An 18350-nucleotide genomic window follows, 5' to 3' on the forward strand; every position below is an offset into this window, starting at 1 on the left:
CAGGATTGCGCCGCCGCAATGACGCCACCCTTCCGTCGCCGGTCCGGGACGGAAGGGTGGGCGGATTGCCACCGGAACGGTCTACGACTCGCCGGCGTGCGAGGCCTCGGCCACTGCCGGCGTGGGCACGGTCCGTCCCGCCGGTGCCGGGGCGGCTGCCGGCGACCGCCTGCGGACGGCGGCTCCGAGCCCCGCGGCGCCGAGTGCTCCGGCGAGGGCGAGTACGCCCACCGCGTTCGGCAGGCTGCCGACGGCGGCGGTGAGGGCGAGCACCACCAGCGGGCAGATGAACTGGCCCAGGAAGAAGCATCCGATCCACAGCCCGGTGCCGCGGCCCCGGTCGGTGTACTCCAGCTTCGAGAGGGCGAGGGTGAGCAGGCTCGGCAGCATGATGCCGCCGCCCAGGCAGTTGATCACGGCACCGGCGGTGAGCACGACGGGGTTCGGGGCGATCCAGAGCACCGCGAAACCGAGGGCGCACAGCCCGAAGGCGAACGGCAGCCAGGACAGCGGGTTGCGGCCGGACTTGGTGAAGACGACCGCGCCGACCACGGTGGCGACGCTGGAGGCCGCGATGGCCAGCCCGATGACGCCGGTGTCGGTCACGCCCATGTCGTCCAGCAGGAAGGACATCTCCACCTGGACGGTGTAGAACATGACGGCGCCGAAGACGGTCAGTGCGCAGATGCCGGCCAGGGGCCGCCAGGGGAAGGCCCGCCGACCGGCCGGCTCGGCGGTTGCGGAGGGCTCGGCGGCGGGCGCGGCCGGCTGGGCCCGCGGAGGCCTGGGCAGGAAGGCGGCCATGGCGGGGGCGAGGAGCAGGCTCGCGGCGTAGGCCCAGAAGGGAGCCCGCCAGCCGGCCGATCCGGCCGCGCCGCCCAGGACGAAGAAGGCGGTGGCGGCGATGGAGGCACACATGGTCTGCATCGCGAGGTAGCGGTCGCGTTGTCTGCCGGAGTAGTAGTCGCCGATCAGTGTGGTGCAGCAGGTCATGATGGCGGCTTCGACGACGCCGACGAGGGCACGGCTGGCGACGATGGCGCCGAGCGAGTCCAGCCAGAGCGGTGCGGTGCCGACGAGTGCGTACAGCACGGTGGCGACGACGAGCAGGCGTTTACGGCCGAGCCGGTCGACGACGATGCCCGCGAAGGGGGCCAGCAGCGCCAGGGACAGCGCCGGGATCGTCAGGGAGACCGGGACGAGCGCGTCGACGCCCGGCACGCCCGCGAAATGGTCCTTGATTTTCGGCAGGACGGGCGCGATGAGCACGGCGCCAAGGATCGGCAGACAGCTGCCGGCCATCAGCAGGGTGATGCGTATCCGGTGCCCGGGGCCGGACACGGTCTGTTCGGCCGGGGCATCTTCGACGGCTGCGGACGACGGGAGCGGGGGCACGGGTGCAGGCATGAGGGCTCCACCTGGCGTGTCGGGAGGGGACGGGGTGCGGCCGTCTCGACGCGGTCGCACCGGAGCCCCGGACGGGGACCGGGCGCGCTGGGACGGGCCGGTGACTGCCGTGGCGGTGCGAAGGGTCGGCTCTCGGGTGCCCGCGCAGTCTCGGCGGCGGTGTGGTGGTGCGGCTCCGGCGCCGGGTTGAGACGACTATGGGTCACCGGGCAGTCCGTGCCTAGCCCCCCGCTGATCGAGATCGAAGATGCGGATCATCCGTGTCCTGGATCCTGAGCCCCCGCGTGAGCGCGCTAGCGGGCCGGGACGGCGCTCCGGCCGGGCCCGGACGCGGTCAGCTCCGCTCCCACCCGGGCGGCGGTCTCGCGCAGCCAGATGTGGGCCGCGTCGTGGGTGTGCACCGGGTGCCACCACAGTGCCTCCTGCAGCGGGACCGCCTCGTAGGGAGGTTCCAGCACCCGTACGGCGGCCACCCCGCTCAGCCGCTCGGCGAGCCGCCGCTGCACCAGTGCGATCCGGCGGGTGCCGGCGACCAGGAACGGCAGTGCCTGGAAGCTGTCGACGAAGACCTCGGGACGGGGGTCGACGCCGAGCATGCTCAGCTGGCGGGCGGCCGGGGCGTCGTACATGCGCTGGTAGATCACCCAGGGCAACCGTGCCAGGTCGGCCATGACCAGGCGGTCGCCGACCTCGTCGTTGGCCTCGGCCACCAGGAAGGCCCAGCGGTCGCCGAACAGTTCCACGGCGGGGAAGCCGCTGATGACGCCGTGCGGCATCAGCAGCCCGTCGGCGGTGCTGAGCAGCGTCCCGGTGTCCTCCGTGACGTCGGGCGGGGTCCGCTGGAAGCGCAGCCGCACGCCCGGGGCCTCGGCGTGGACGGTCCGGGCGAGTTCGGCACCGAACACGGTGACGGCGTAGTCGGAGGCGAGCAGGGTGAACTCGTGCTCCTCCGCGCCGGGCGTGAAGTCGGCCCTGCTGCTGAAGACCCGTTCCAGCAGGTCACAGGCGGTGGCGGTGCGGTCGAGGAGGGCGCGGCCGAGCGCGGTCAGCTCGTACTGTCCGCCCACGCGGGAGAGCAGTTCGTCGTCGAAGTGCCGGCGCAGGCGGGCCAGGGCCGCGCTCATCGCGGGCTGGCTGAGCCCGACGCGCTGCCCGGCGCGGGTGACGTTGCGTTCCTCCAGCAGGGCGCGCAGGGACAGGACCAGATTGAGATCGAGGCCGGAGAGGGACACGACGCCTCCAGAGCGAGACCGCACAGAGCTACGAGATCCATGCGACTGATGATCAACATCAGAAGAATCTATTTCCCAGATTACGGGATGCGAGGCCAGATTAGTCGCACCGCAATCTGGAGGACATTCCCGTGAAACCCGCAGCCCCTTCCGCGTCCTTCGCCGGGCCCTTTGCCCTCGGCACCCTCTCCGCTCCTGGCCAGGCGCCGTTCCCTGGTCTCGTGATCCCCGGGGGCCGCGTGCTGGACCTGCGCTCGGTCCTCGATGAACCCGCCCTGACGAGCCGGGAGATCCTCGACGACTGGGACGCGGCGCTCCCGCGACTGCACGCCCTGGCGGACGACATGGACCGCGCCTGGCAGCCACTGGAAGGTCTGCGGGTGCATGCGCCGGTCGAGCCCCGGCAGATCTTCCAGTCCGGTGCCAACTACCGGCAGCACGTGATCGATCTGGAGGTCGCCCACCGCTCTCCCGACGACCCGCGCACGGTCGAGGAGGCGCGTGCGGAGATCGCCGCGGTGATGGACCGGCGGGCCGCCGAGGACCTGCCGTACGTCTTCATCGGGCTGCCGAGCACGGTCGCCGGACCGTACGACGACGTGGTGCTCCCCGCTTGGGCCGAACAGCCGGACTGGGAGCTGGAGCTGGCGGCCGTCATCGCCAGGCCCGCCTACCGGGTACCGGTGGAGGAGGCCCTGTCGTATGTCGCCGGGTACACGATCGCCAACGACCTGACCGATCGGGCCACCGTATTCCGCCGGGACATGAAGGCCATCGGGACGGACTGGCTGCGCTCCAAGAACGCGCCCGGGTTCACCCCGCTCGGGCCCTGGATCGTCCCGGCCTCCTCGATCGCCGACCCCGGTGACCTGCGGGTGACACTGAAGCTGAACGGCGACACCATGCAGGACGAGTCGACGAAGGACATGCTCTTCGGGGTCGCCCGGCTGGTGTCGTACATCTCGCAGACCGCCCGACTCCTCCCCGGTGACCTGGTGCTGACCGGCAGCCCGGCCGGGAACGGCATGCACTGGGGGCGGCTGCTGCGCGACGGCGACGTGATGGAGGGGTCCGTCACCGGGCTCGGCACGCAGCGCACCCGCTGTGTCGCCGAGGACGCCTCGTGAACCGGCACGACCCCGAAGGTGCCATCGCCGAGGCCGCCAAGGCGTTCTCGAACTGGGGGCGTTGGGGTGAGGACGACGTGCTCGGCACGCTCAACTTCCTCGACGAGGCCAAGCGCCGCGAGGGGGCCGCGCTCGTGCGACGAGGCGTCAGTTTCTCGCTCTCCCAGCCCTTTGACATGAACGGCCCGCAGAAGGGCTGGCGGCGGCGCACCAACCCGGTGCACACCATGCTGGACACCGGCACCGACGCGGCCCTCGGCAACCAGGGCTTCCCGCACGGCATCGGCGGCGCCGACGACGTGATCGCGATGCCGCTCCAGTGTTCGACCCAGTGGGACGGGCTGGGGCACATCTTCGACCACGGCAGGGCCTGGAACGGCCGGGACGCCGCCAGGGTCGTCACCTCCGACGGCGACCTCGTCACCGGCATAGAGCACATGGCACCGTACGTCGCGGGGCGCGGGGTGCTGCTGGACGTGGGCCAAGTGGTGGGATCCGACGGTGAGTTGCCGGACGGGTTCGCCATCACCGAGGAGCACCTGACGGCGGCCGCCGAGGCGCACGGCGTGGCCGTCGGGCGCGGCGACATCGTCGTCGTACGCACCGGCCGGCTGACCCGGGCCCGACGCGAGGGGTGGGGCGACTACGCCGGTGGCGACTCGCCCGGCCTGTCCTTCACCACCGCCGGCTGGCTGCACCGCACCGAGATCGCCGCGATCGCCACCGACACCTGGGGCTTCGAGGTACGGCCCAACGAGTTCGAGCAGGCCTTCCAGCCGCTGCACCAGGTCGCCATCCCCAACATGGGCCTGCTCATAGGGGAGATGTGGGACCCGGACGCCCTCGCCGCGGACTGTGCCGCCGACGGCAGGTACGAGTTCTGGCTCACAGCGGCCCCCCTGCCCATCACCGGAGCCGTCGGCTCCCCCGTCAACCCGGTTGCTGTCAAGTGATCCGCCCAACGAAGGAGTTGGCCATGGCAAGAGAGAGAAGCGTCCTGGTCGTCGGAGGGGGCACCTCCGGCAACGCCATGGCCGTGCTGCTGCGCCGGGCCGGTGTCGAGGTCGACCTCGTCGAGGCCACACCGGACTGGAACGTGCGCGGTTCCGGCATCACCCTGCAGGGCAACGCCCTGCGCGTACTGCGCGAGCTGGGCGTCTGGGACGAGTTGAACGCGCACGGCTTCGGGTTCGACTCCTTCGGGCTGACCGCGCCCGACGGAACCGTGCTGCACGTCAGCGAGGACATCCGCACCGGCGGTGACGACCTGCCGGCGACCCTGGGCATGCAGCGCCCGGTGCTCCAGCGCATCCTCATCGACGCGGTACGGGCATCCGGCGCGAACGTCCGGCTCGGCACCACCGCCGAGATCCTCGCCCAGGACGACACCGGGGTCGGCGTCCGCTTCAGCGACGGCACCGAGGGCCGCTACGACCTCGTCGTGGCCGCCGACGGCCTGAACTCCACGACCCGCGCCGCCATCGGTATCGACACCAAGCCGGAGCCGACCGGCATGGCCATCTGGCGCGTCCCCGCGCCCCGCCCGGCCGGCGTCGAGCGCACCGACCTGGCCCATGGCGGGTCCTGCTACATCGCCGGGTACACGCCCACCAGCAAGGACACCCTCTACGCATACCTGGTGGAGCCCAAGCGCGACCGCGCAACCATCCCGCCCGAGTCCTACGCGCGGGAGATGCGCCGCCTCGCCGAGGGCTACGGCGGCGCCTGGGAGGAGATCCGCGCCTCGATCACCGATCCGGCGCAGGTGAACTACGCCTGGTTCGACCGGATGCTGGTCGAGGGCTCCTGGCACCGCGGCCGAGTCGTCCTGGTCGGGGACGCGGCGCACTGCTGCCCGCCCACGATGGCCCAGGGCGCGGCGATGTCCCTGGAGGACTCCTGGGTGCTGTCCCAGCTGCTGACCAGCGGGGCGGCATGGGACGACGAACTCCTCACGCGCTACTACGAACGGCGCTTCGGCCGGGTCCGGACGGTCGTCGAGGCATCGGTGCAGATCGGGCAGTGGCAGCTGGACGGCGAACGCGGCGACGTGGCCGGACTGATGGCCACCGCCATGACCGCGCTCAAGGAACTGCCGTGACGACGCCCACCATCGACGTGCACGCGCACGTCCTGCTCCCCGAGGTCGAGGCCCTCGTCGCCGGCCTGCCAGGTCTTGCCGAGGCCAGGGCGCTGGACGCCCGGCGCAACGGCCCCGCCGCCCTGGCCGTCAGCGGGCCGATGGTCCGCGAGCGGATTCCACGGCTGACCGACGTCACCGTACGGCTGGACGCGATGGACGCGCAGGGGGTGGACATCCAACTGGTCAGCCCGTCCCCGTCGCACTACCACTACTGGACCGACGAGGACACGGCCGAGAAGCTGTACCGGCTCGCCAACGAGGCGACCGCCGCCCACTGCGCCCAGGCGCCCGACCGGCTGCACGGGCTCGGGCTGGTCCCGCTCCAGCACCCGGCCCAGGCCGTCGACGCGCTCGAACACGCCCTGGACCAGGGCCTGTCGGGCGTCGAGATCTCCAGCCACGCCCCGGGCCGTGAGCTGTCCGACCCGGCGTACGAACCCTTCTGGTCCCGTGCCGAGGAGACCGGCGCGATCGTCTTCCTGCACCCCTTCGGCTGCACGCTCGACGAGCGCCTGGACCAGTGGTACCTCTCCAACACGGTCGGCCAGCCGACGGAGAACGCCGTCGCACTCTCCCATCTGATCTTCTCCGGTGTCCTGGACCGGCACCCGGAGCTGAAGCTGGTCGCCGCGCACGGCGGCGGCTACCTGCCCACCCACATCGGCCGCTCCGACCACGCCTGGTCCGCTCGTTCCGACGCCGGCGCGGACTGCGCCCACCTGCCCAGCAGCTACCTCAGGCGGATCTACTTCGACTCGCTCGTGCACGACCCGCACGTGCTGCGGGAACTGGTCCGCGCCGTGGGCGGCGACCGCGTCCTGCTCGGGTCCGACTTCCCCTTCGACATGGGCACCGAGGACCCGGTCGCCGCCCTGCGCGCGGCCCGGCTGCCCGACCGTGACTTCCACGCCGTACGAGGCGGCAATGCCGCCGCTCTCCTCCGGAAGGACTGAGACCATGAGCGACCGCCTGCTCACCCACCTGCGGCACGTCGACCTCGCCGTGCCCGACTACGACAAGCAGCTCGACTTCTACTCCGGCGTCTGGGGCCTGACGAAGACCGCCGAGGACTCCGGCGTCTCCTTCCTGGCCGCAGAGGGCAGCCCCGAGCAGTACGTCGTCCGGCTGCGCAAGGCCGAGGAGAAGCGCCTCGACCTGGTCTCCTACGGCGCCGCGAGCGCGTCCGACGTGGACACGCTCGCCGAACGACTGCTCGCCGGGGGAGTGCGGCTGATCTCGCAGCCCGGCAAGCTCGACACGCCCGGCGGCGGCTACGGCATCCGCTTCTTCGACGTCGACGGCCGCACCATCGAGGTCTCCGCCGACGTGCGGGTGCGGCAGCACCGGAAGATCGAGGAGAAGGAGGCGATCCCGGTCAAGCTGTCGCACGTCGTCCTCAACTCCCCCGATCTGAACCGCACCCGGCAGTGGTACGAGACCCACCTCGGGTTCCGGCTCTCCGACACCCTCATGCACCCGAAAATGGGTGAGGCGATGCACTTCATGCGGATCAGCGACCAGCACCACTCCATGGCCATCGCCCAGGGCCCGCACACCGCACTGCACCACGTCTCGTTCGAGATGCGCGGCCTGGACGAGTACATGCGCGGCTCCGGACGGGTCATCCGCGCCGGGTTCAAGAAGGTCTGGGGTCCCGGCCGGCACCTGGCCGGCGACAACACCTTCACCTACTTCCTGGACCCGCACGGCAACACCGTCGAGTACACGACGGAGCTGGAGATCCTGGACGAGGACACCTGGCACCCGCACGTCTACGACTTCTCCCAGCCCGAGGTCACCGACCAGTGGGGCACCGCCAACCCCATGAACGAGCTGATCGCCAAGGAGTCGTTCAACGACGTCGACCGCGGCTGCTTCGTCGCCCCACCGGTCTGATTCCCCCGAGTCCCGGGGACGCGGCGGCCCTGTCAACTGCCCTGACTCCCACGCCGTGTCCCCGGCCCCTTCTTCCGTCGCCCGTCGGAGCCTGGAGCCGTACATGCGTTTCGCCAGTTATGAACATCACCGACGACGTGGCGTCGCCGTCGTCGAGGAGGACGGCATCCTCCACCCGGTCCCCGGAGCGCGCTCGCTCACGGAGCTGATCGGCTCCGGCGACGGGCTCGACGCGCTGCTCGACGTGGGCGCGGCCACCCTCGACGTCCCACCGGGGCCGCACGTCTCCGAGGTACGGCTGCTCCCGCCGCTCCAGCCGCCGACCATGCGCGACTTCGTGACCTTCGAGGAACACGTCGAGGGCGTACGGCGCTCCGTGGACGGCGCCGGCGGGGTGCCCGAGGCCTGGTACGACGCCCCGACCTTCTACTTCACCAACCCGTACGCGGTCGTCGGCGCCCACGACGACGTGCCGGTGCCGCCCGGCTCACAGGTCCTGGACTTCGAGCTGGAGGTCGCCGCGGTCGTCGGCAGGGAGGGCCGGGACCTCACCCCCGAGCGGGCCCGCGACCGCATCATCGGCTACACGATCCTCAACGACTGGTCCGCGCGCGACCTGCAGTCCCGCGAGATGCAGGTCCGCCTCGGCCCGTGCAAGGGCAAGGACACGGCCGCCACCCTCGGGCCGTACCTGGTCACCGCCGACGAACTGGAGAAGTACCGGGACGCGGACGGTTTCCTGCGCCTCGCACTCACCGCCTCGGTGAACGGCGAGGTCGTCGGTACGGACCTGCTCTCCAACATGAGCTGGACCTTCGAGGAGATGGTCGCCTACGCCTCGCGCGGCACCTCGGTGCGCCCCGGCGACGTGCTCGGCTCGGGCACCTGCGGCAACGGCGGCTGTCTGGCCGAGCTCTGGGGCGTACGCGGCACCCAGGACCCCGCACCGCTGAAACCGGGCGACACCGTCACCCTCACCGTCGAGGGCATCGGCACCGTCTCCAACACCGTGGTCGCCGGCGCCGACCCGGTGCCGCTGCCGGCCGCGCGCCGTCGTACCCGGGAGCGGCCGTGACCGATCTCAGCGCCAAAAGGCTCCTCGGCAAGGTAGTCGTCGTCACCGGCGCCGCGCGCGGCCAGGGCGCCGCCGAGGCCGAGGCACTGACCCGGGAGGGCGCCCGGGTCATCGCCACCGACGTCGCCGAGGCACCCGGCTGCCGCCGGCTCGACGTCACCAGCGACAAGGAGTGGGCCGAACTCGCCGCCGAACTCAAGGAGTCGTACGGACGGATCCACGGCCTGGTCAACAACGCGGGCATCACCTGGCGGGCCCGCCTCGGCGAGGTGCGTCCCGAGGACTTCGACCGCGTCCACGCCGTCAACGTCACCGGCCCGCTCCTCGCCATCCAGCACCTCGCCCCGCTCATGCCGGCCGGCTCGTCCATCGTGAACGTCGGCTCCACCGCCGCGCTCACCGGCCACTACCCGGTCGCCTACACCGCCAGCAAATGGGCCCTGCGCGGCCTGTCGAAGACGGCGACCGTCGAACTCGGCCCGCGCGGCATCCGCGTGAACACCATCCACCCCGGCTTCATCGAGACCGAGATGACCGCCTCGGCCGCCCCCGCCTTCCGCGCGGCGAACATCCGCGAGACCCCGCTGGGTCGCACCGGCACGGTGGACGAGGTCACCCCACTCGTGGTGTTCCTGCTCTCCGACGACGCCTCCTTCATCACCGGCGCCGAGATCCCGGTCGACGGCGGTCTCACCGCGCACGGCGGCGTCAAGTCCGTCTCGGACGCCCTGCTCGGGAGCGGCTCATGAGGCGACTGGACGGCAAGGTGGCCCTGATATCGGGAACGGCCCGAGGCCAGGGGAGAGCAGCCGCGCTACGGTTCGCGGCCGAGGGCGCGGTCGTCGTCGGCGGCGACGTGCTGCACGAGGCGGCACTGGAGACCCAGCGCCTCGTCACGGAAGCGGGCGGCACCGCCCTCACCCCGGGCCCGCTGGACGCCACCGACGAGGACTCCGTCCGGGCCTGGGTGGCGGAGGCGGTGTCCGCGTTCGGCCGGGTCGACATCCTCTACGCCAACGCCGGCGCCGTCCGCTTCGGAGCCGTCGACACCCAGCCCTACTCGGACTTCGCCTTCACCATGCGGGCCGAACTGGACTCCGTGTGGCTCGCCGCGCACGTCGCCTGGCCGCGAGCCGCGGCTGCGTCCTCACCGTCGGCTCAACTGCCGGACTGACCGGCTCGGTCACCAACCGGCGCACCGCGCACTCCGCCTCCAAGGGCGCCGTCATCGCCCTGACCCGGCAACTCGCGGCCGAGGGCGCCCCGCACGGGATCCGCGCCAACTGCCTCAGCCCCGGCATGATCGACACCGAGGGCTCGCGGGGCGACCTGCTCGCCGCCGACCACCCCATGCGGACCATCGCCCGGCACATCCCCCTCGGCCGCGTAGGGCTCCCCGACGAGGTGGTCAACGCAGCCGTCTTCCTCGCCTCCGACGAGGCCTCCTACATCACCGGCGCCAACCTCGTCGTCGACGGCGGCTGGTCGACCGTACTCCCCGGTTGAAAGGACCTGTTATGGACAAGGTCTGCGCGAGCGCCGAGCAGGCGGTCGCCGACATCCCCGACGGCGCGACGTTGGCCGTCGGCGGCTTCGGACTCAGCGGCATCCCCGCCGTGCTCGTCCAGGCCCTGTACGAGCAGGGCGCGAGCGGCCTGGAGGTGGTGTCGAACAACTGCGGGGTGGACGGCCGCGGTCTGGGCGTACTGCTCGGGGCCGGCCGCATCGCGCGGGTGACCGGCTCCTATGTCGGCGAGAACAAGGAGTTCGCCCGTCAGTACCTGGCCGGTGAGCTGGAGGTGGAACTGGTCCCGCAGGGCACGCTGGCCGAGCGGCTGCGCGCTGGAGGCTCCGGCATCCCCGCCTTCTACACCCCGGCGGGCGTGGGAACCCAGGTCGCCGACGGCGGCCTGCCGTGGCGGTACGCGGCCGACGGCACCGTCGCGGTGGCCTCGCCGGCCAAGGAAGTCCGTGCTTTCAAGGGGCGTTCGTATGTCCTGGAACACGGCATCACCACCGACTTCGCCCTGGTCCGTGCCTGGCGCGGCGACCGGCACGGGAACCTCGTCTTCCGCCGTGCCGCCGCCAACTTCAACCCGTTGGCCGCGATGGCCGGCCGGGTGACGGTCGCGGAGGTCGAGGAGCTGGTGGAGCCGGGTGAGCTGGCCCCGGACGAGGTCCACCTGCCGGGCGTCTTCGTCCAACGGGTGGTCCATCTGACAGCCGACCAGGCCACCGACAAGCACATCGAACGCCTTGCGATGTCCGCGTCTTCGACGCGAGGGACGGTATGACCATGAGCTGGACTCGCGAACAGATGGCCGCCCGGGCCGCCGCCGAACTCACCGACGGCTCCTACGCCAACCTCGGCATCGGCCTGCCCACCCTGATCCCGGGCCACCTTCCGCCCGGCGTTCATGTCGTCCTGCACTCGGAGAACGGGATCCTGGGCACCGGCCCGTATCCGACCGAGGACGAGGTCGACCCGGACCTCATCAATGCCGGGAAGGAGACCGTCACCGTACTGCCGGGCGCCTCCTTCTTCGACTCGGCGCTCTCCTTCGGCATGATCCGCGGCGGCCACATCGACACCGCCGTGCTGGGCGCCATGCAGGTCTCGGCCGCCGGTGACCTGGCCAACTGGATGATCCCCGGGAAGATGGTCAAGGGCATGGGCGGCGCGATGGACCTCGTCCACGGCGCCCGCCGGGTCATCGTGCTCATGGAGCACACCGCCAAGGACGGCAGTCCGAAGATCCTCAAGGAGTGCACGCTGCCGTTGACCGGTGAGCGGTGCGTGCATCGTATCGTCACCGACCTCGGCGTCCTCGACGTCAGCCCCACCGGCCTCGCCCTCGTCGAGACCGCCCCTGGCGTGACCGTCGAGGACATCACCGCTCGCACCGACGCCCCGCTGCACATCGACGCGGCCATCGCCGCCTGTTGACACCTCAAAGACGCCGGGCGAAGTCAGGACGGGATTCTCCCACGCGTTCCGCGCCTGGCGCGGTATGGGCAGCAGGGAGCCGGTGCCGACACAGGTGAGCAGCCCGCCCGCCACCACCAGGAGCACGGCGTCGTGGCCCAGGATCATCAGCAGGAAGCCTGCTCCGCACACGCCGAAGACCCCGGGCAGATTGTGCTGGGGGCTGCATGTCAGCGAGGCGAAGGCGGTCCATCCGGTCACCCTGGCGGCGCTGGTGAGCGCGATGACCATGCCGATGAGGCCGGGGGACGTCACGCCCATGTTGTTCAGCAGAATCGGCGGAGCCATCGGGACGGTGTGAAAGACCATCGCCCCGAGGACCGCCACTGGGCAGGTCCCCGCCGGCCGCGGCAGGGAGAGCCGCCGTGGCCGGACGGCGGTGCCGTCTGCAGGCGTGGGCGGGGCGTCGAACGGGGGCACAGGGGATCTCCACGAGGGTGGCGGCGAGGGCGTGCTTCTCGCCGCCACCCTGGCCGTGCCACGCCGAGGGGCATCACCGCACCCGAAGGGAAACGCCCCTGGGCGAGCGGGCCTCAGGAAGGGACCCGACTATGGGACGCACCCCTTCCGGTGCCTATCCCCTGGGTGATGGCGATCCTTGATCGTGCTGATCCGGTCTCTGACTGCACGCGGCTACGTGCCGAGGCGCGGCATGTCCTGTTCGGTCCAGATGCACTTGCCGTCGTGGAGGTAGCGGGCGCCCCAGCGTCGGGAGAGGGCGGCCACGAGTTGCAGTCCACGACCGCCCTCGTCGGTGTACGTGGTGTGGCGGATACGGGGAGTGCTGAGGCTGCCGTCGTAGACCTCGCAGATCAGCGACCGGCTGCGCAGCAACCGTAGCCGGACAGGGCCCTTCGCGTGCCGGACCACATTGCCGATCAGCTCACTGACCAGCAGCTCGGTCGTCATCACGAGGTCGTCGAGTCCCCAGGCGGCCAGCTGCTTGCGCGTGAAGTCACGGGCGAGTCCGGCTGCCTGGGGGTGGTCGGGGAGGAGGCGGGTGGCGATGTCGGCGGCGGCTGTGGCATGGATGCGGGCGATGAGCAGAGCGGCGTCGTCGGTGGTGTGCTCGGGGGCGGGCAGCAGCGCGGAGATGACCAGGTCACACAGCTCCTCCAGGCTCTCGACATCGTCAGATCCGCCTCTGGGATGCGGTGCTCCGGCGAGAGTCCGGCAAAGCTGGGCCAGTCCCTGGCCGGCGTCGCGAGTGGCGGATTCGATCAGACCGTCGGTGCAGAGGACCAGCAGGCTTTCGTCCGGCAGGTGCAGTTCGTGGATGTCGAAGGGAGGCTCGGCGGCACCCAGCGGTGGGTCGGGGAGCTGCTCGGGGCAATGGACGGAGCCGTCGGGGTGCACGACGACCGGTGGGGGGTGACCGGCCACCGAGTAGGTGAAGGTGCGGGTGACCGGGTCGAAGACGGCGTAGAGGCAGGTGGCGTAGAAGTCGTTGCCAAGATCGCTGACCAGGTCGTTGAGATGCCCGAGAAGCTCGTCGGGAGGCATGTCCAGGTCGGCGAGGGTGCGCACCGCGGTGTGCAGCCGGGCCATGGTCACTGCTTCGCTGATGCCGTGTCCCATGACGTCCCCGATCACCATGGCGACCCGGTCGGCGGACAGCGGGATCAGGTCGTACCAGTCGCCGCCGACCTCCTCACCTCGGCCCGCGGGAAGATAGCGCGCGGCAGCGCGGGCAGCCGGCAGGCGGGGCAGCTCTCGGGGCAGCAGACCATGCTGGAGTTCCTGCGAACGGTCGTGCTCGGTGTCGTAGAGCCGTGCCCTCTCCAGTGCCTGGCCGACAAGGCTGCTCAGCGCTGTGAGGAGCGTGCGTTCCTCGACGCTGAAGGAGCGCGGCTCGCTGAAGGACACCGCACACAGGCCGATGCCGCGCCCGGAAGCGATCATCGGCAGGAAGACCCAGGCCTGCATGGGAGACACGGTCAGTATCCCTGTCATGGTGGGATAGATCCGGGCGAAATCCTCCGGTGACTCTATGAACCTGGGCGTACGTGTCGCTATGACGTCCAAGGCCACGGCGTTGGCGGCGAGTGGAAGGGCGTTGAGGGCACGGGGCAGTTCCTCTGGGTAGCCGACCGAGTGAACCACGTGAGGTCGGCCGTCTACGAACACGTCGAAGAGGAGCCCGTCCGCGCCGAACGGGGGCAGCACGTGTTCGGCGACCGCTCGCACGACGTCACGGGAGGTGAGCGCCTCGGCGAGCGCCGCGGTGAGATCCTCGATCCGGACCGTCCGCTCACGGTCGACGTCCGCATTGGCGTCCGGCGGCGTGCCGGGGACTGCCTCGAGATGGGCGCCCACCCACGCGGCCAGTGTGTGGAGAAGTGATCGCTGCAGGTCGTCGGGTTCGCCCGGGCTCCTGGTGAGTACCGTGAGCACGGCGATCGGCCCGCGGGCGCCGGAGAACACGGGCACGGCCGCCGTCCCATGGCCGTCTTCGACAGCCCAGATCATGGTTCCGCGCCGTAGCGCGCGGGGCGGTGGCGTCTTCTGGTCCTCATCCACCACGGCCCAGGCTGCGGTGCTCTGCCGGGACAACCCGTCGGCGGCCGCCAGACGCAACAGCCCCTCGGAGTCGGGCAGGTGGAGCATGGCTGACACCCCACCCAGGCATGTCCTGGCCTGCCGGAGGGCGAGGGCCAGCGCTCTCCGTTCGCCAGCCTGGTCCATCCACGGATTGGCACTCATGTGACCTGATTGTCGTGCGCTTTATATCTATTTGCGAATAATAGTAATCCCCCTCGGTCGCGGGCGACGGCGCCAACGCATCAGGGCAATTCCTGCTACTGGAGATCCTGGGTCTGCGGCCGCCGCGTGATCTGAACGCCGACGATGGGTAAACCTTGCGCGCAGAGCCCCGGGCCGATGCCTGTGAGGGCTTCCGCGGCCCGATCACACACCGATGCTGTCCGTCGCAGCGGAGCAGACTTGGGGAGGGGCCTGTGAGCGCTACCGGGCGAAGGTGGGCCGTGCGGCTGTTGTGGCGACACTCGCGGTGCCGGGGAGCGCGGCGCTGACGGCGATCGTGTTCGGCCTCGTCTACGGTGCGCCGCCGACGCCCGTCGGATGGCGGAACACGATGGTCCCGGGCTTCGGCGGACTCATCCCGACGGGGGGGGCTGGCCGGGGTGGAGTTCGTCCTGTACGACGTGCGGGAGGAGAGCACCGGGGTAGGGGAGACCGCGGTGGCCGTCTGCCTCGCTGTGACCAGCTCGTCTGCTGGATCGCCCTGCATGACCAGGCGTTGCACGAGCGTGGCCGCCCCGTCCGGGCGGTCGTGACGGCCCTGGAGGCAAGCCCCGGCGTGTAAGACGCCGGATCGGAGGCGGTCCTGGCCGACGCCACCCACCACCGGCCGGCGCCATCGGCGCGGGCCACCTTGCTGTCGGTGACCATCTCACCGTCACCGTCGATCCCCGGGGGCAGGTACGGCGTCAGCGCCGACCCGCCGCCCGCCATTCCCGAATGGCTAAGCTCGTTCTTTAACCTCCGTCCCAACTCTGGCGCTCCCCCTTAATGGGATGATCATGACGGGCTGATCCGACACACTGGTTCGATGCGGCACGACGATGAAGAACCCTTGTCCGGCGGCAACGTCAGTGATGGTGTCGTTCGCGTCGGGGACACCGTTCGCCGTCCGGCCGGACCATGGACTCCCGCCGTGCATGCTCTGCTTGCCCACCTGCATGAAGTGGGATTCGGCGCGGCTCCTCGCCCACTCGGCATTGACGATCAGGGGCGTGAGGTCCTGACCTTCATGTCGGGAGATGTGGTCTGGCCCGACCGATTCTCGCTGATGGAACCCGCTCGACAACTGGCTCGCCTTGCACGGCTGATCCGGGACTTCCACGACGCCGTGCAGGACTTCACGCCGCCCTCCGATGCGCAGTGGCAGACGCTGATCCCCGCTGAGGGCAGTGACATCATCGCCCACAACGACCTGGCCCCCTGGAACCTCGTGGTCGGATGTGAGGCGCGATGGGCCTTCATCGACTGGGACACTGCAGGTCCCGGCTCGCGCCTGTGGGATGTCGCATACGCCGTTCACGGGTTCATCCCGCTGTCCGCGCATCCGGACTGGCAGAGCCCGGACGCGGCGGACCGACTGCGAGTCTTCGCCGACGCCTACGGTCTCGCTGAGTCCGAGCGTCGTCAATTGGTCCCTGTGCTGGGGCGCCGTACGCGTTCCATGCACGACTTCCTGCGCGACCAGGCAGCCCAAGGAGCCCAGCCCTGGGCAAGGCTGTGGACCGAAGGCCACGGCGACGCCTGGCGAAACGACGCCGAATACATCGAGCAACGGGAAGAGCAGTGGATGCAGGCTCTGCTCGCTGGCTGATGCACCAGGGCCCGTGCCTGGCTCCCGGCGTCGAACGACATCTCGAACTGGATCACTCACCTGGGCATTCACCGGACATGGAAGCGGCCTTCGTCTGACCATGTGCTCCGACCAAGGTGCACCGATCAAGACGAAGGCCGTGAGGGTGAGTCTGCAGCCTGACCCCGGTCCCGGAGAGGCGTTCGCGCAAGCGTCACGCTTCCGGGAGGACCTGTTCGACTGCCTGACCGCGCGTGGGGACGAACTGTTCGACCTCATCGAGGCGTTGCTGTGCGCGGACGGTCCGGTGACCTCGCCGGTGGACCTGACGCTGGTGGCCGAGCACCGGCGCGGGCACGGCGCGATGTACGAGGCACTGAACCACGGGAGTGTGGACGTGCCCCGGCTGCGGCAGGTGCTGGCCGGTCTGCCGATGCCGCGGGCCGCTGACGGCCGCCTGGTCCTGGCGGTCGACGTCAGCAACTGGCTGCGCCTCGACGCGCCGACCAGCGCGGCCCGCTTGTTCTGGCACGTCTACGGCCGCAGCGGACGGTCCTCGGATCAGTTCGTCCCCGGCTGGCCGTACTCCTTCGTCGCCGCCCTCGAATCGGGCCGGACATCCTGGTGCCAGCTCCTGGACGCCGTCCGTCTCGGACCCGAGGACGACGTCGCCGAGGTCACCGCCGCGCAGCTCCGCCGTACGGGATCTTCCGCGAGGCAGGTCTGAACGCGGTCGAGTCGCGCACCCTCCGCTGGACCTTCGAGCGCGCCGACTTCGAGAGCTGGTGGTCCTTCGTCCTTGCCATCCCCGGCCCCATGCAGGACGCATTCCGCCGTCTTGACCAGGACGCACTCGGACAGGCACGCCGAACCATGGCCGAACTCGCCGCCCCTTGCCGCCGGCGGGAGGGCTCTTACGCGTTCCCCATGGGCTGCCAACTTCTGAGTGGGCGACGCTGAGTTGTGCCCGCAGCGTGAGGGGGTGGCCGGCCGGTGCAGGAGGAGGGTGCGGCGGATGCCGCATCACTCTCGCAGGGCGAGTAGTTGTCGTTGGCGGGTGGTGGTGATGATCCAGGCGTGACGGCGTCCCAGGCGGGGCGCGTAGCAGAAGGATGGCGGTCTGAGCTGGGCGTTTTGGCGGGAGGGACGGGGTGTCGTGTCGTCTCTTGCGTGAGAAGGCCGGACGCGCCGCGGACCCCAGCCAGGAACAACAGGCGAACCTGGTTCGACAGCGCAGCCTGCGCCAACGTGCTCAACCTGCGGGCATGCTGCGAACGGCGCGAGGCCGCGCGATTTTCTGACCTCAGCGGGCGCGATCCGGGCTGAGCGGCGGACACCCTCGACTGGAGGCCCGTCGACATCGTCGCGATCACACTGTTCTCACCGGATTCTTGGCGGGGTGCGGTGTCGATGCCGTGTCCGGAGCAGGACGATCCGCGGCTCCGCTCGAGTGGTGCGGGTCAGGGCTGGTCGCCCACGAGAGCGATTGCGCGCGATTCGGGAACTCCCAGCATCAGCAGGCTCGTGATCGTCGCTGCTCGGGCGCCGAGGGTCCCGTTCGACAGGTCGCTGTCCGCGATGGCGAACACGACGCCGTAAGCGAGTTGGCTCAGGGGGCCCGCCGGCAGGTGGTGTGCGAACACGTCGTCGTCCTGGCCCCGTTTCACGAGGTCGGCGAGGAGTTCGTCGACTGGCCCGAGCAGGGCGTGGATCGCCTCGCCGTACTCGCCGCGGCGCAGCGCCAGCAGCACTCGGTACCGGTGCGCCACTGGCCAGAGGCGGGCGATGAATTCGACCCACGCCGCGTCCGCTGCTGCGTCGGAGGCGTTGACTTCGGTGAGCACGACCGTCATCTCGGTGACGGCCCGTTCCGTGAGTGTGCGAACCAGGTCCAGGCGCGAGGGGAAATGGTCATAGACCGTGCGACGGACGACGCCGGCAGCGGAGGCGATGTCGCCCATTCCGGCGTCGGGGTTCTCTCCCAGCATGGCGAGAGCGACGTCGAGGATGCGTTCGCGTGTCTCGTTCATCGAGCGCACACGGGAGGACTGGGTGGACACGGCACCAGTATTGCACACTGGTGTACAGCGAGATAGGCTGTACACCAGTGTGCAGTGGAGAGTTGCGCTGTGCTTCGAAGCTCAGGAGAAG

At 70.5% G+C, this 18350-nt stretch carries 14 protein-coding genes and 2 pseudogenes; 12 read left to right on the top strand and 4 right to left on the bottom strand.

Going from position 1 to position 18350, the window contains the following annotated elements; translation table 11 throughout:
- Positions 1-81: 81 nt before the first annotated feature.
- The gene (locus tag ACFY6U_RS25385) at positions 82-1407 is read right to left on the bottom strand and encodes an MFS transporter (RefSeq protein ID WP_390041697.1); all 1326 of its coding nucleotides are present in this window, start codon (positions 1405-1407) and stop codon (positions 82-84) included.
- 293 nt (positions 1408-1700) lie between these two features.
- Positions 1701-2639, bottom strand: coding sequence for a LysR family transcriptional regulator (locus ACFY6U_RS25390; protein ID WP_351712123.1), 939 nt, complete (start codon positions 2637-2639; stop codon positions 1701-1703).
- Positions 2640-2770: 131 nt separating this feature from the next.
- Here ACFY6U_RS25390 and ACFY6U_RS25395 point away from each other — a divergent pair, with 131 nt between their 5' ends.
- The 10 genes and pseudogenes from ACFY6U_RS25395 (at position 2771) to ACFY6U_RS25440 (ending at position 11827) form a co-directional block, all read left to right on the top strand.
- A complete protein-coding gene (locus ACFY6U_RS25395) occupies positions 2771-3766 on the top strand; it encodes a fumarylacetoacetate hydrolase family protein (RefSeq protein WP_390041699.1) in 996 nt (331 codons plus the stop codon).
- Positions 3763-4719, top strand: coding sequence for a cyclase family protein (locus ACFY6U_RS25400; RefSeq protein WP_390041701.1), 957 nt, complete (start codon positions 3763-3765; stop codon positions 4717-4719). The genes ACFY6U_RS25395 and ACFY6U_RS25400 overlap by 4 nt, the downstream gene beginning before the upstream one ends.
- A gap of 23 nt (positions 4720-4742) precedes the next feature.
- Positions 4743-5867, top strand: coding sequence for an FAD-dependent oxidoreductase (locus ACFY6U_RS25405; protein ID WP_390041703.1), 1125 nt, complete (start codon positions 4743-4745; stop codon positions 5865-5867).
- Positions 5864-6862: an amidohydrolase family protein gene (locus ACFY6U_RS25410; RefSeq protein ID WP_390041704.1), complete on the top strand. Its 999-nt coding sequence runs from the start codon at positions 5864-5866 to the stop codon at positions 6860-6862. The genes ACFY6U_RS25405 and ACFY6U_RS25410 overlap by 4 nt, the downstream gene beginning before the upstream one ends.
- 4 nt (positions 6863-6866) lie before the next feature.
- Positions 6867-7805: a VOC family protein gene (locus tag ACFY6U_RS25415; protein WP_390041706.1), complete on the top strand. Its 939-nt coding sequence runs from the start codon at positions 6867-6869 to the stop codon at positions 7803-7805.
- A gap of 103 nt (positions 7806-7908) precedes the next feature.
- Positions 7909-8880 carry a fumarylacetoacetate hydrolase family protein gene (locus ACFY6U_RS25420; RefSeq protein ID WP_390041707.1) on the top strand — a complete coding sequence of 324 codons (972 nt, stop codon included), beginning with the start codon at positions 7909-7911 and terminating at the stop codon, positions 8878-8880.
- Positions 8877-9629 carry an SDR family NAD(P)-dependent oxidoreductase gene (locus tag ACFY6U_RS25425; RefSeq protein ID WP_390041709.1) on the top strand — a complete coding sequence of 251 codons (753 nt, stop codon included), beginning with the start codon at positions 8877-8879 and terminating at the stop codon, positions 9627-9629. Before ACFY6U_RS25420 ends, ACFY6U_RS25425 begins: the two co-directional genes overlap by 4 nt.
- A pseudogene (locus tag ACFY6U_RS25430) lies at positions 9626-10386 on the top strand (SDR family NAD(P)-dependent oxidoreductase). Before ACFY6U_RS25425 ends, ACFY6U_RS25430 begins: the two are co-directional and overlap by 4 nt.
- A gap of 11 nt (positions 10387-10397) precedes the next feature.
- On the top strand, positions 10398-11174 hold the full coding sequence (locus tag ACFY6U_RS25435) for a CoA transferase subunit A (RefSeq protein WP_390041711.1): 777 nt from the start codon (positions 10398-10400) through the stop codon (positions 11172-11174).
- A 2-nt stretch (positions 11175-11176) separates the two neighbouring features.
- The gene (locus ACFY6U_RS25440; protein WP_390041713.1) at positions 11177-11827 is read left to right on the top strand and encodes a CoA transferase subunit B; all 651 of its coding nucleotides are present in this window, start codon (positions 11177-11179) and stop codon (positions 11825-11827) included.
- Positions 11828-12499: 672 nt separating this feature from the next.
- Here ACFY6U_RS25440 and ACFY6U_RS25445 read toward each other — a convergent pair.
- Positions 12500-14473 carry a SpoIIE family protein phosphatase gene (locus ACFY6U_RS25445; RefSeq protein WP_390041715.1) on the bottom strand — a complete coding sequence of 658 codons (1974 nt, stop codon included), beginning with the start codon at positions 14471-14473 and terminating at the stop codon, positions 12500-12502.
- A 964-nt stretch (positions 14474-15437) separates the two neighbouring features.
- On the opposite strand from ACFY6U_RS25445, the gene ACFY6U_RS25450 reads away from it, so the two are divergent.
- Both ACFY6U_RS25450 and ACFY6U_RS25455 read left to right on the top strand, forming a co-directional pair.
- Positions 15438-16220, top strand: a complete 783-nt coding sequence (locus ACFY6U_RS25450; protein ID WP_390041717.1) for a phosphotransferase enzyme family protein — start codon at positions 15438-15440, stop codon at positions 16218-16220.
- 145 nt (positions 16221-16365) lie between these two features.
- A pseudogene (locus ACFY6U_RS25455) lies at positions 16366-16899 on the top strand (transposase); the annotation flags it as partial.
- A 760-nt stretch (positions 16900-17659) separates the two neighbouring features.
- On the opposite strand, the gene ACFY6U_RS25460 reads toward ACFY6U_RS25455, so the two are convergent.
- Positions 17660-18259 carry a TetR/AcrR family transcriptional regulator gene (locus tag ACFY6U_RS25460; RefSeq protein ID WP_390041719.1) on the bottom strand — a complete coding sequence of 200 codons (600 nt, stop codon included), beginning with the start codon at positions 18257-18259 and terminating at the stop codon, positions 17660-17662.
- Between the last annotated feature and the right edge of the window lie 91 nt (positions 18260-18350).

The organism is Streptomyces sp. NPDC013157 (assembly GCF_042899865.1).
Taxonomy (GTDB): Bacteria; Actinomycetota; Actinomycetes; order Streptomycetales; family Streptomycetaceae; genus Streptomyces.